Origin of the sequence: Nocardia sp. NPDC051570, assembly GCF_044454005.1 — a bacterium.
In the GTDB taxonomy this organism is placed as follows: Bacteria; Actinomycetota; Actinomycetes; order Mycobacteriales; family Mycobacteriaceae; genus Nocardia.
In genome coordinates, this window is the sequence record NZ_JBITDI010000044.1 from 1 (window position 1) to 11,739 (window position 11,739).

Consider the following 11,739-nt stretch of genomic DNA (forward strand, 5'->3'; position numbering starts at 1 on the left):
CGGCAAACGATTCCGGCGGCGATCACGCCGTCTGCCGGAAGAGTGATGTCTGGTTCGGTGACGAGCTGCCCAGCACCCAGGGCGGCCCGCGCGCACGCGACGAGTTTGCTGATGGGGCAGCCTGTTTCACATACGGCGACGGCGGCAATGGTCTCGGGGTGCAGGTGCCAGTCCTCCGCAGTACCGGGCTGGAGGAACCGAGGGTCGAGATGGCATGGTGTCAGGCCAGTACTCGTTCCTGTCATACCCCGATCCTGACCCACTGCGCATCCACTGCGCAATCTCGCTGCGCGCCTGAGTGTGTTGCGGCAACCGCAGGTCTGCATGGTCCCGCCCGGTCAGGTGAAGATTCCCCACGGGGCTCGCAACACATCCCACAAGCCGCTGGATGCCCATTCAGACCAGCTAGTGCGGTGATCATCAACGTTGGCCGGGTGGGTGGTTATGACCCATTGCCGGTGGCGGTCCTCATCGCGTTGACGCCGCCGACGCTTTCTGTCGAAATGATCCAAACCCGGCCGGAGCGTCCATGTTTCGCGCCAACACGGCAGAAACGGCCGGCTGAGTCCGGAAAGCGCACGCCCAGGCTGGGTCGCTAACCTTCGGTCACATTGTCGTCGTGACCGGTTTCCTCGGTTGGGAACATGATCATGCTGGTCAGGTGGGGGCGGCGGCCCGGCGCGGGACCGTTGCCCGACCGGGTAGCGACGACGGTAAGCAGCTCACCGAGCATGTCCGTGAGCTCCTCGGGGTTCAGCCAGAGGATGCCCTGCCGATAGCCCACGGAGTCGGCAAACGGGGCGGCGCCGGGACTGTTGAGATAGGCGTTGAATTCGGCGAGTAACACGGCCATGGCCCCGGCGAATGCGTGGCGATGGTCATCCAGTGACATCGCCGCACCCGCGCGGGCGTCGATCGTCCCGCGCGCCGGGTGCAGCCGGTAGTACCGCTCGACCGCACCGCGTACCCGCCGCTCGTCGGCAATCTCAAGAACACCACCCGCCACGAGCAGGCCGATATGCCGGTACAAGGTTGTCTTCGGGATATCGGGCAGTCGTGCACACAGTTCGGCGGTCGCGCAGATCCGCCCACCTGACATGGCATGCACGACCCGCAATCGCACCGGATGTAACAGCAGCTCGAGCGTATCCATATCCATACCTTCCCACATTTGGTATTGTTTCCAAACTTGGAAACGTTTGGGAGGAAACGGCACATGGCCACGAATACGCAGACGGCCCGGCTCAGCGATGCGGCGCTACTGCCACTGCACGCCCTGGATCCGGACGCCCCGCTCGACGATCTGCACTGGCTCGACGACGCGATCGGCGACGCCCGAGTGGTGGCGATCGGAGAGAGCGCCCACTACACCCGCGAGAGCTACCGGTTGCGCCACCGCCTGTTGCGTTATCTGGTCGAGCGGCACGGTTTCGGCGCCTACGCCATGGAATCCGGATTCGTCGAAGGCCCAGTGGTCGACGCGTGGATCCGCGGCGGCAAGGATCAGCTCGGCCACGTGCTGGCGAACGGAATCACATCGCTGATGGGTCTATGGACCGAGATGGGGGCCCAGCTGGAATGGATGCGCGAGCACAATCGCACCACCGCGCAGCCGGTCGGTTGGTACGGCATCGATCTGGGTGGCTCGAACGTCTCGCCGCGGTCCGGCCTGCATGCAGTCATCGCGTACCTCGCGCAGGCGGACCCCGAATTCGAGGTGGACCCGATCATCCAGGAGACGGCCACCTCGGCGCCGTCGCCATCCCCGTTCGCGTTCCCTGCCATCGTCGCCGCCTACGGGGAGCTCGCTTCCGAGCAGCGGGATGCACTGACCGCAGGCCTGGCAGACCTCACGATGCGAGTCACCGGACGGCGCTTGGAATACGTGCGGCGGACCACGGTCGACGCCTATGAGCGTGCACTGCGCGTGCTGCACCTCACGGTCAGCATCGACGCCGCCGCCCGGGCGATGGCACGCGGCGACCAGGAAGCGATCATGTTCACTCGTGATGCCGCCCAGGCGGATACGGTCGAATGGATCCTTCGCCGCGAGGACCGGATCCTGCTGGCCGCCCACAACGGCCACGTCCAGCGCTGGCCCACCGCACTGCCAGGTAGGTCGCCGATGACTCCACTGGGCATGCACCTCGCCGACCGGCTCGGCGCGGACTACCTGACCATCGGCATGACCATGGAGACCGGTCAGGCCCTCAACGCCGGCGCCGATTTCTACAACGGCACCCTGTTCGCCGACCTGGAGACCCCGCAGTCCGGCAGTCTCGACGCGCTCATGGCCGCCAGTCACGCCGAACCCTTCGCGACCGACCTGCGCCGATTGTCGTCCGCCGATACCGCCACGATGCGGACCGTCACCTGCCAGCGCATCGGCAACTACTACACCGACCTGAACCCCCTGGAGGCCTACGACGTCGTCGTCCACCTCCCGTGCGTCACCGCCGCCACCCCGGCCCCCGACGCCCTCGCCGACTCTCCCGAGGACGTGCAGCAGGCGTTCTCCCAGTGGATGAAACGGTGAATGCGTGACCGTGCCTGCGAGAGTTCCGATCCGATCTCTCGCTAGATGATCACGTTCGCTTCGATCAGCCCGGCCAACACCTCGCAGCCCGTGGCTGAGCCCGGCCCCGAGTACGGCTCGATCGCGTACGACGTGTGCTGGCCCCCTTCATCGTTGATCCGAGGAATCCGTGGCAGATAGGAGAATGTCTCCATCAGCGCTGTCTCGACGCGTCGCGTCGTTCGCCGAAGATCGAACGGATTCACCGGATCGATTGCACCCCTGCCGTTTTGCCAGCTGTGGTCCAGCACCCGGTCAATCACTGCTCCTGCCCATCCGACTGGGTCCGTGGTGGTCATGAACTCGGTCAGGTCGGCCACGTCACGCAGGAGGGAGTCGGCGCTGGCGTTCGGGATCGGGTCCAGATCGTTGGCGATCCACCAGGCCGGCACGGGCACGTCACCACCCTTGCCCGCGATGCCCCATCCGGCCTGTTGCGGCTTGCCGTGGGCCATGCCTGGCGGCATCTGTGGGTCCGCGACGAACCCGGCTGCGACGACGCCGAAGTCTTCGGCCGCGCCCGGCGTCGCGAGGAATTCCCGCACGACCGTGCATCCTTGGGAATAGCCGAGCAGCACGATGGGGTCGGTCATCTTCACCGCGGCCTGCGCGAGGTTACGGACGCCCGAGCGCACCGACGCGTGGAACGAGGTACCGTCCGCGCCGTTGCCCACCGGGCCGTACTCGGCCGGGTAGCCGATCCAACGGGAAGAGAAGCGCCCGGACAGGCGGCTGGTGACGGCGGCGAGCATGCCGGACACTTCAGTACGGGTGTCGCCGCGGTTGGATTCTCCTGTACCGCCGACCGCGAGCACGGTGATCTTAGCCATAAGGGTCGCTCCCAATGAGATCTAGACGAGTGACAGGTCGGACACGTCGCCCGCCTGCGTGAGGTAAACGAGGGCACCGCGCCGAGCTTCCGTGCCGTGCATCTCGCGGTAGTAGTTGGATCCGCCGTCGAGCGTGGAGGACTGGATGCGCGCCCGCTTATCGGTCGTCTCCAGCTCCCACGTGTGATAGTGGCCGTGCACGAGAATGTCAGCGGCGCCAGGGTTTTGGCCGTGGAACGTCTGCGAGGCCCACCAATCCATAGCCTTGCCCCTGCGCCATTGATGGCCGTGAGCGATGGTGAAGACGGTGTCTCCGGCAGGGACGGTCATGTAGCCCCGCTCCGGGTCCGGGGTGCGAATCTCGACGTGCCCGAACGCATCCGGATTCCTGGCCAGACCTTTGCTCACGCTGTTCGCGGCGTGGGTGGCCCACCCGTCACCGGGCCGCGTGGCCTGGAAGCGTTGTGCCTCATCGTGGTTCCCGTTCACCACATCCACGAGCAGCTGCTCCGTGCTATCGGAGAACGCCTCGATCGTCGTGTACAGCAACTGCTCGAACACAGCGATCTGATCGGTCAACGTGAGATCGGTGCGCCACCAGTTCCGGCCATTCTGGCTCTGGTTCCCCTCTATGCAGTCGCCCGGAAACATCAAATGCACAGGGCCGACAGAGTTGACGCGGCGCAGCAGTCGATACTTCTCCACAGCCCGATCCAGCGATCCGAGGTACCGGTTGATGATGCCGTCGGTTCCGCCGTTGTCGGACTTACCGATCTGCAAATCGCTGGCCTGGAAGTTGAAGACGGCCGGACCGCCTCCGGCGGCAGGCCGGCGGGCTGGCGGGTGGTCGACGATCTGCGCGATCAGCCGCTCCGCGGTGACTGCGCCAGGCTGCTCGGCGACAACGTAGAAGCGATCGGCCTGGAGCCATTCACCCGCGAAGTTCTGCCAACGCGAGATACGCACGGGCCGATCAGGATCGAGCCGCACGCCTTGCCCGGCGAGACCGTGCTTGGCGAGGAGTTCGTCGAACGCGGGCGATTCCCCCGCCCGGTGCGGGTCGCTGTCGATAAATCCAGTACGGCCATCGAACTCGACCCTCGGTTTGTACTGGGATTCGACCGCAGCAGGCTGGGCCGCGAGGTCGGCGGCAATTCCCATCCGGCTCAGTCCTTTCGAGGGCAGGGGCAGTCGCCGATACTGTGCGCATAGAACATCGCTGAGCTACCGGTGTAGCCGTGACTTCGTGCGACACGCAGCAGTGCGGACTTGGGCCGGCCATCAGCGAGCCAGGCGAGGGCGTCGCCGCGGTCGGTGTCGGAGAGGGAGTCGAACCAGCGGCCGGTGATGCACGGCTTCGCCGATGCCACCTCGGCGGTCAGATCGGAGAGGAGGCTCATGTTCGCCTACTTGGGTTCGACGAGTTCGGCGAACGGCCCCTGCGCGGCCAGGTCGAGACCGTTGAGAGCGACTTCGGAACCGGTGGTGTACCACCAGCCTTCGACCTTGTGCCAGACGGTGCCGTAGGGCCTCGACCGGATCACGGTGTCGTCGCAGCGATCGTCGAGCCAGTCAGCGGGAAACGCCGAGTGGGCGGCGATGATGGCCGGGCGGTTATTCGGGCGGATAGCGCACACGGGCAGACGACTCCTGCGGGTTGGTTCTTTTCGGATGAGGCGGCCTGGCGGGACCGCTGTTACGCGATGACGTCCGACGTGGCGGCGACGACGTCTGCTGGGGCAGGCGAGAATTCGCCCGAGGCTCCGTGCAGCACCCATTCGCCGGGACGCAGGGGAAGCCATTGCCCGAGAAGGTGATTCCACACTTCGGCGGTCACATTCTCATCTTGGTAGACGGCCGGGTATGCCTGCGTGCCGGGGTAGTCGCGGACACACGGGGTGTTTCCGGAAGCCTTGCGCCCCAGCATCGTCTGGTTGATCTCATGCACGTTGTCGCCGGTGTACTGAACCGCCTGCACGGTGATCGGCTTCATCTGCAATGTGACGACGGGCATCAGGCCATCACCTCGACCAACCGAGCGTCCGCCGGGGCGTCCACGGTGAGGAGCGCCCCAGGCCCCTCGGGAGCTGCGCCGACAGTGACCGGCCAGTTCGGGACCGGGCTCGCGCAGTGGATAGGCCCAAGGGAGATGTTCCAGCAGCCGGTGCCACTGTCGTCCCCGACGATGACGCGGAGTTCGCCGGAGGAGGAAAGGATGTGAAACCGCGCGCCGTCGTAAGCGTCGTATGTTTCGCTGAGTCTGTCGAAATCGTCGGCGGTTTCGACGAACGCGAGTTCGTCGTCACGGCCGTGGAAAGTGAATCGGGGCACGGCGTAGACGTTATGGGCTGTCGCGGAGGATTGCGGAATTGGAGTCACGGGTGACGACGCTGCCCATTGGCGCTACGGGCATTGGGCGCCGGACACGACGCCCTCGAACTTCCCGAGACCGCCGATCTGCGCTTTGCCGAGCTGGCCAACGGCAATCGTGCCGTTGGCCAGTCGGCGGTCGGCCTTCTCCGTCCCGCCTGTGGTGCAGTTGATTCCGATCCAATACCCGCCCTCGGGCAGCGTCGGCCGTAAGGTGCGGGCGACCTTGTTGTAGGTGTTCAGCAAGTCGTGCGGGTCGGCGCTGCCGGTGGAGACGCGGATCTCCTTGCCGTGGATCTCGTACGTGTAGGGCGGCGGTTCAGGGAAGGCGACCGCGGTGGCCGGAGCCGCTTTCGTTGACGAGGCCGCTGCCGCCTTGTCGTTGCCGGTCGAGCAGCCGACCAGAGCGATAGACGCCACTGCGGCAACGCTGGAGACGAAAGCGGCATTCCGGACAGATTTCATAGCCCCGTATCCTGCCAGCTATCACTGACAGCGCCAGAACCCCGCTCTTGGCGGGGTTCGTCACGCAGGCGGTTATTCTTCCCAGCCCACCTCGCGGCGGAACGCGTCGCGCCGCTTCTCTTGCAAGTCCTGTAACTTCAGCAATCCCTTGTGGTGCTCGATGAGGGAGTTCGGTCTCTCGCCGATCGTCAACTTGTCGGTGAGGGTACGGATCTGTTGATCCAGGGAGACTCGTTCACGGTGCGCGTCCTCGTCGACGATCCGCGGCTGATCCATCTGGGGGTTGGGGGCGGTCAATTCACTACTCCTTCGGTGGCGGTCAGGTTTTCTACCGCGGAGCGGGCGATGCTGCGCGCTTGTCGCGCCAGCGTGTAGGGGTCGGCAGTGGGATAGTGGAGCATGTTGCCGATCCGCTCGAACGCTGAGACGGCATCGGTGGCAGCCTGGCCCAGTGCGCCGTTGTGGCGATGCACGTTGGATATGTGGTCGAGCAAGTCAGCGACTTCGTGTGCGGACAGGGTGAGAGTCAGGTGTCGGTCACCGGAAAAGATTGCTTCGCCTGCGGTTTCGGCGCATCGGGCCTGCAGGGCCTCGACAATGTCGGCCATTCAGATCACTTCCCACACCGCGCCCGAGCGGGCACCTGACAGCTTCGGCGGCTCGGCCATTCGTATGCGACCTTGGCGGCGAGCGGCTTGCAGGACAACAGATACGGTGCTGGTCAACGCATCTGGCATATCGACGTGGGCAGTCGTGAACCGAAACCCCGGCCCTTTCGCGATCAGCTCGTCCACACGTTGCTCGACCGCGAGACGTTCGGGAGTGCGGCGCAAGAACCCGGCCCGCCGTAACGCCTGCTCAAGGCTTTCAGACGTGTAGCCGAGCCGATTCGCAATGGTCTCGAACGGTAGACCGTCGTCAGCCAGCCAGCAGAAGTCGCCGACGAGGTTGGCCCTCTCGACCTCAGCGGCGATCGTGGCGGCCCTGATGGAGTCCTTACGGCGGCGGGCGGCAATCTCGCAGAGGGACATGTCTTCTTCCACCTCGAACATGGTGGCGGGCATGGGTTTCGGTCCTTTCGGTGCGCTGGCGGGCGCGTGGTGGGAACATCGGTGAACTGGGCGGGCCGGAATCCCCTTCTCCGGCCCGCCCAGGCCATTCGCGTGATTAGAACGGCGCTTCATCGGTGGAGCTAGAACCCCACGGGTCGTCTCCGCCGCGCTGCTGGCGGTTGGTACCGCTGCCGCCGTTGCCGCGCATGGCTTTGGTGACCTTGGCAGTGGAATACTTTAAGCTCGGGCCGAGCTCGTCCACCTCGAGCTCGATGACCGTACGCTTTTCGCCCTCGCGCGTTTCGAAGCTGCGTTGCTTCAGACTGCCAGTCACGATGATGCGTGCGCCTCGGGTCAGCGACTCGGCCGTGTTCTCGGCTGCTTCCCGCCACAGGTTGCATCGCAGGAACAGAGCCTCACCGTCCTTCCACTCCTGTATGTTCTTGTCGTACACGCGCGGTGTCGCAGCGACGGTGAAATTCACTACGGCCGCACCCTGCGGGGTGTATCGCAGCTCGGGGTCGGCGGTTAGATTTCCGATGACAGTGATCACGGTCTCGTTGGCCATGGATGGTTCTCCTTCGGTTGGCGGGAAATAGATTTGGTTGAATCACTCACGATCCCAATCGAGGTGTCGGTAACCTCCTCTGTCGCGAATGGGCGTGGTCTTCGGCGTGGGCCGCGCGGCACGCGTGGCACCGGCAACCCCAGTTCTGATAGGTGCTGGCCGACCCGTGGGGGAGTCGATTGCCGCGATTGTCGTAGGCCGCGTACGGACGGCCGTTCCGGATGCGGCGCTGGGCAAATCGCCGTGCTCGGACCTGAGCTATGTAGAGCCGCAATGTTTCTCGGCATTCGGAGCATCGGCACCCGCCGGTCGTGTAGCTGGATAGCCTGCCGTGCTGTGGGTCAACGACCGAGATGAGACCGGTGGTCACTCGCTGGCCTCTGTCGCGGGTGGGAAGTCGCGGCCGCCGAGGCGTTCCGCGTCCATGCTGGTGGGACGCCTCGGTTCGGTGATCTGGCCTTCGAACTCTTGGTGGATGACCGTGCAGTACGCGCGGGTGATACCGAATCGGATCTCGAAGCGGTCGACGCGCAGCGTGCGGACGTTGCTCTCGCGGCGGTCGCGGAAGAGGTCGCCGACGCGGACGATCACGCCTTTGCTGGTCGTGTATTCGGTCAGGGCGGTCACAGGTCGAACTCCATGTCTCGTGCGATGTCGGTGAAGTGGTCGCGGGCGTCGTCGGTGATGGCGTCGTTGTCATCGATGCAGTCGGGGCATCGGCACTGGGCCGGGTCGTTGTCGACGTAGCTGCACCACTCGCAGTGGCAGAGGTGGGTGCTGTGGGCGTACGGGTCCACGTCGCCGGTCGGGTACTCGCCGAATTCGGCTGTGCCGCCGTCGTATTCGCGGGGCAGCGCAGTGACCGAGATTCTGGTGCTGAGGACGCTCATTCAGTGGCCTCCACCTGTTCGTCGGCGTGCTTGACGGCTCGGATCTCGTGGTAGGGAACCGTCCCGGTGCAGCCGGGGATGTAGAGGCTGTCCACGGTCACCGACTTCGCATTGACGCGGACGACCTCGTGCCAGCGGCCGCGGTAGTTGATCGCGTCGCCCTTATTGATGTCGTCTCGGCTGTAACCGGTCGCCTGTCCGCTGGCGATCTGCTCGGCGCGGATGCCCTTCCAGTACTCGATCTCTCCGGCGCGCTGGGTCATGCGCGCCTGCACACGATCCCGGTGCTCACCGCTGGCCGGTGGTTCAACGTAGGTGTACGGCGCGCGTCCACGTTTGCCTCCGTCCAGGATCCTCTGGTCGGCGCGCTGCTCGGCCTCCAGCGTTGCGATGCGGTTCGCGACGGTGACGGGCGCATATCGGAGTTCGGTTGTCCGGGACGCTGATTCAGCGCGACCTTGCGCCCGGGCCGCAGCTTTGTCTGCCTCTACCGACCGGCCGAGTGCGTCCCAGGCACGCTCGATGGATCTGCGGTGTCGGTGCTCGGAATGGTGCCCGATCTTGATGGGCTCACCCATTGGCGGCACCCGGTCGGTAGCCCGCCGATGCGCATCGTCGGCAGCTGCGGCCTTGCTGGCGCGCCGGTCGGCTTTCGCTTCCAACGCCGCGACTCTGTCTTGTTGCTGCTCGGCGCGTGCGGTTTCGGCTTCAGAGGCGGGGCGTGTGGTTCGGTCGATCTGTAGCTCGACGGTGTATCCCGCGTCGCGGAGAGCGTTTGCGGCGACCTGGATGTAGTAGTCCTTCGGCTGCCGGTCGCGTGATGCGTGGATGATCCACTGCTGGAGACTGCGTGCCCATTTCCAGTGACCGACAAGGTTTTTCACCTCGGTCATGACTTCGTATGTGCCGTCGCCGCGCTGGGTGCCTTCGAGGAGGGTGCCTTCCGCTGCGGTGTGCGTGATGGCGAGTGTGCTCATGCCTCACCCCGCAGGATCCGGAGCTCTCGTTCGGCCGCTTCGATCGCAACGGCGTTCTCGGTGAGGCCGCTCTCACGCCCGGTGTGGAGGCGTTCGATCCGGGTCGCGATGTGGCGAATCTTGGCGTCGTGCAACGCCGCTGGGGTGCCGAGCTGGAGGTACGTCAGATCGGCGAGTGCCCGCAGCCGGATTGTTGCTGCGAAGGTGACTCCGCCGGACGGCCGATCGGCGCGGCGGACTGCCCAGTCGATCTCGTCGCCGGGGCGATAGGTGCAATGGGGGCCCGGTTCGATCACCAAAGAGATGGAGCCGCTATATCCGACTCCGTTGATTGTGAGCGGGTCGGCTCTGCGTCCGTCGAACAACATCGGACCGAGCTGGATGTTCAGTCTCCAGCTGTCGCGGCCAGTGTGATTCCCCTCCGACCAGGCGATTCGGGTGGTGAACAGGCCGGCGGCGGGGCCTTCGGCTCGGTAGACGGTTCGTCCGTGCTCGCTGAGTTCGGTTGTTGGCGTGATGATTTGGCCCGGTGTGGGCATGGCTGGTTCCTTTTTGGGTGCCCGGTGGCGGCCGGGTGGGGTGTTGAGCTGACCGTGGCGGCGGTCAGCGGTTGGTGATGACGACGGTGTGTTCGCCGGTGTTACGGCAGTGGCGGCAGCCGTTTCCGTTGCAGGGCTGGCAGATTGCCCAATGGGTGACGTACTGGTCACTCGGAGTCGGCGGTGACGGCTTCGGCGTCGTACTCCGCGTTGATCGTGTGCGCCTGGTCCTCGTCGAGGTAATCGCGAAGGGCCTCGCGGGCCTGATGGGCCATACCGAGCAGCCGCGCGTCATCAGCGGTGGCCTCGGAGCTCACCCGATCCTTGAGTCGGTGGAACTGCCCGGCCTCGTCGGTCGCCGCGACCGGCCAGGCGCCTTCCCGCCATCCCGCTATGCGCTCGGAGGGCACGAGCAGGATGTCGCCGTTCTTGATGTCGAGACGCCACTGGGTGTGGTCGTATGCCTCGCCGGTGGACGTGAATATGTGAATGGTCATGACGTGGTTCCTTTTCGGATCCCGGTGGCGGCCGGGGTGTTTGGTGTCGTGGGCGCCGGCCCAACGGAATTGAAATTATCCTGTACTGCCGCACAGTGTCAAATCACTGCGCGCGTACTGCGCGAGTACTACGCGAGCTTGTGGTATGCGTCAATGAAAACCAGCCAGGATGAAGAACCAAGGTCTGTGGAACGTGCAAGCCGAGCGCTGCTTTCCGGCGAGGTGGCGGTGGTACGCCACCGGGGAACGGCGGTGGGCCGGTCGCTTCATGAGGTGGCGGGCTCGTTGGGACGTGTGCGTTCGCGGGCCCTGTGAGCGCGTTGACGGCAGCGGTCACCGCAATATTGTTGAGGACGGCCAGGTTTTGATACCGACGGGAGATCGAACCCTCTGCCGCAGACACTACAGGCGGTCGGGCGAAAGACTCGACGCTTGGGTCGTTCCGCAGCGCGGAGACGCTGCAGGCGCGGGGCTCTCAAGGCTTGAAGTCCTTCGTCCAGCCAGCGAGCCGCCATGTCGATGTCGATGCGCAGTGAATTCGCGACCTGGTCGATCGGGACTTCGTCGAGGAATGCCTCGGTCAGAACGATTTTGAGATGTACTGGCAGTCCTCTGATGGCTTTCCTAAGAGCGTGTCTTACGTGGTGGATTTCGCGATTTTTTGTAGCAGGCGAGAGTGGCTGCGAGGGTGAGGAAGACGAGGAAGTCGGTGGCCTTGCGGTCGTAGCGGATGTTGAGCCGGTGGTAGCCGATCACCCGCCACATCAACTAGACATCGACACGAGGCTGATCGGGATCGAGCATGCGCAGCAACATTGCGGTATCCCCCTCGGGGCCCCTTCATCGACGCCGGTCCTTGGTGGAGCCTCGGTGACGGCAAGTGAGGTTCCCCCAAGACGGTGGACAGGGGGCTTGTGCGGCTTCAGGCCGCCGCGTGTAGTGACTTCTCGAAGTTGTCGGGGCTTTGCATCCCGAG

The 11,739-nt window shown here is 65.0% G+C and carries 19 protein-coding genes; 1 reads left to right on the top strand and 18 read right to left on the bottom strand.

The window, feature by feature from the left end; all coding sequences use genetic code 11:
* On the bottom strand, positions 1–245 hold a 245-nt coding region (locus ACIA76_RS43050; RefSeq protein WP_397161285.1), incomplete at its 3' end, for a hypothetical protein.
* A 350-nt stretch (positions 246–595) separates the two neighbouring features.
* Positions 596–1,216: a helix-turn-helix domain-containing protein gene (locus ACIA76_RS43055; RefSeq protein WP_397161287.1), complete on the bottom strand. Its 621-nt coding sequence runs from the start codon at positions 1,214–1,216 to the stop codon at positions 596–598.
* Here ACIA76_RS43055 and ACIA76_RS43060 point away from each other — a divergent pair, their 5' ends adjacent.
* The gene (locus tag ACIA76_RS43060; RefSeq protein WP_397161288.1) at positions 1,217–2,536 is read left to right on the top strand and encodes an erythromycin esterase family protein; all 1,320 of its coding nucleotides are present in this window, start codon (positions 1,217–1,219) and stop codon (positions 2,534–2,536) included.
* A 41-nt stretch (positions 2,537–2,577) separates the two neighbouring features.
* On the opposite strand, the gene ACIA76_RS43065 is transcribed toward ACIA76_RS43060, so the two are convergent.
* The 16 genes from ACIA76_RS43065 to ACIA76_RS43140 form a co-directional block, all read right to left on the bottom strand.
* Positions 2,578–3,405, bottom strand: coding sequence for a PE-PPE domain-containing protein (locus ACIA76_RS43065; RefSeq protein ID WP_397161289.1), 828 nt, complete (start codon positions 3,403–3,405; stop codon positions 2,578–2,580).
* 21 nt (positions 3,406–3,426) lie between these two features.
* Positions 3,427–4,566 carry a hypothetical protein gene (locus ACIA76_RS43070; RefSeq protein WP_397161291.1) on the bottom strand — a complete coding sequence of 380 codons (1,140 nt, stop codon included), beginning with the start codon at positions 4,564–4,566 and terminating at the stop codon, positions 3,427–3,429.
* A gap of 5 nt (positions 4,567–4,571) precedes the next feature.
* Positions 4,572–4,805 (bottom strand): hypothetical protein, encoded by a 234-nt coding sequence (locus ACIA76_RS43075; protein ID WP_397161293.1) that lies wholly within the window; start codon positions 4,803–4,805, stop codon positions 4,572–4,574.
* Positions 4,806–4,811: 6 nt separating this feature from the next.
* Positions 4,812–5,042: a hypothetical protein gene (locus ACIA76_RS43080; RefSeq protein ID WP_397161295.1), complete on the bottom strand. Its 231-nt coding sequence runs from the start codon at positions 5,040–5,042 to the stop codon at positions 4,812–4,814.
* Positions 5,043–5,101: 59 nt separating this feature from the next.
* Positions 5,102–5,419: a hypothetical protein gene (locus ACIA76_RS43085; RefSeq protein ID WP_397161297.1), complete on the bottom strand. Its 318-nt coding sequence runs from the start codon at positions 5,417–5,419 to the stop codon at positions 5,102–5,104.
* Positions 5,419–5,736, bottom strand: a complete 318-nt coding sequence (locus ACIA76_RS43090) for a hypothetical protein (protein WP_397161299.1) — start codon at positions 5,734–5,736, stop codon at positions 5,419–5,421. The genes ACIA76_RS43085 and ACIA76_RS43090 overlap by 1 nt, the downstream gene beginning before the upstream one ends.
* A gap of 72 nt (positions 5,737–5,808) precedes the next feature.
* Positions 5,809–6,195 carry a hypothetical protein gene (locus tag ACIA76_RS43095; protein WP_397161300.1) on the bottom strand — a complete coding sequence of 129 codons (387 nt, stop codon included), beginning with the start codon at positions 6,193–6,195 and terminating at the stop codon, positions 5,809–5,811.
* Between the two features lie 117 nt (positions 6,196–6,312).
* Positions 6,313–6,537, bottom strand: a complete 225-nt coding sequence (locus ACIA76_RS43100; RefSeq protein ID WP_397161302.1) for a hypothetical protein — start codon at positions 6,535–6,537, stop codon at positions 6,313–6,315.
* Positions 6,534–6,848: a hypothetical protein gene (locus ACIA76_RS43105; RefSeq protein ID WP_397161303.1), complete on the bottom strand. Its 315-nt coding sequence runs from the start codon at positions 6,846–6,848 to the stop codon at positions 6,534–6,536. Before ACIA76_RS43105 ends, ACIA76_RS43100 begins: the two co-directional genes overlap by 4 nt.
* Positions 6,849–7,304 carry a hypothetical protein gene (locus tag ACIA76_RS43110; protein ID WP_397161305.1) on the bottom strand — a complete coding sequence of 152 codons (456 nt, stop codon included), beginning with the start codon at positions 7,302–7,304 and terminating at the stop codon, positions 6,849–6,851. It abuts the gene before it with no gap.
* A gap of 103 nt (positions 7,305–7,407) precedes the next feature.
* Entirely contained in the window at positions 7,408–7,860 is a 453-nt protein-coding gene (locus ACIA76_RS43115; RefSeq protein WP_397161307.1) for a single-stranded DNA-binding protein, read from the bottom strand.
* A 366-nt stretch (positions 7,861–8,226) separates the two neighbouring features.
* Positions 8,227–8,487, bottom strand: coding sequence for a hypothetical protein (locus ACIA76_RS43120; RefSeq protein WP_397161309.1), 261 nt, complete (start codon positions 8,485–8,487; stop codon positions 8,227–8,229).
* Positions 8,484–8,750 (bottom strand): hypothetical protein, encoded by a 267-nt coding sequence (locus ACIA76_RS43125; RefSeq protein ID WP_397161311.1) that lies wholly within the window; start codon positions 8,748–8,750, stop codon positions 8,484–8,486. Before ACIA76_RS43125 ends, ACIA76_RS43120 begins: the two co-directional genes overlap by 4 nt.
* Entirely contained in the window at positions 8,747–9,727 is a 981-nt protein-coding gene (locus ACIA76_RS43130; RefSeq protein WP_397161313.1) for a DUF3560 domain-containing protein, read from the bottom strand. Before ACIA76_RS43130 ends, ACIA76_RS43125 begins: the two co-directional genes overlap by 4 nt.
* Entirely contained in the window at positions 9,724–10,437 is a 714-nt protein-coding gene (locus ACIA76_RS43135) for a hypothetical protein (RefSeq protein ID WP_397161315.1), read from the bottom strand. The genes ACIA76_RS43130 and ACIA76_RS43135 overlap by 4 nt, the downstream gene beginning before the upstream one ends.
* Entirely contained in the window at positions 10,434–10,763 is a 330-nt protein-coding gene (locus ACIA76_RS43140) for a hypothetical protein (RefSeq protein ID WP_397161317.1), read from the bottom strand. Before ACIA76_RS43140 ends, ACIA76_RS43135 begins: the two co-directional genes overlap by 4 nt.
* Positions 10,764–11,739: the final 976 nt, after the last annotated feature.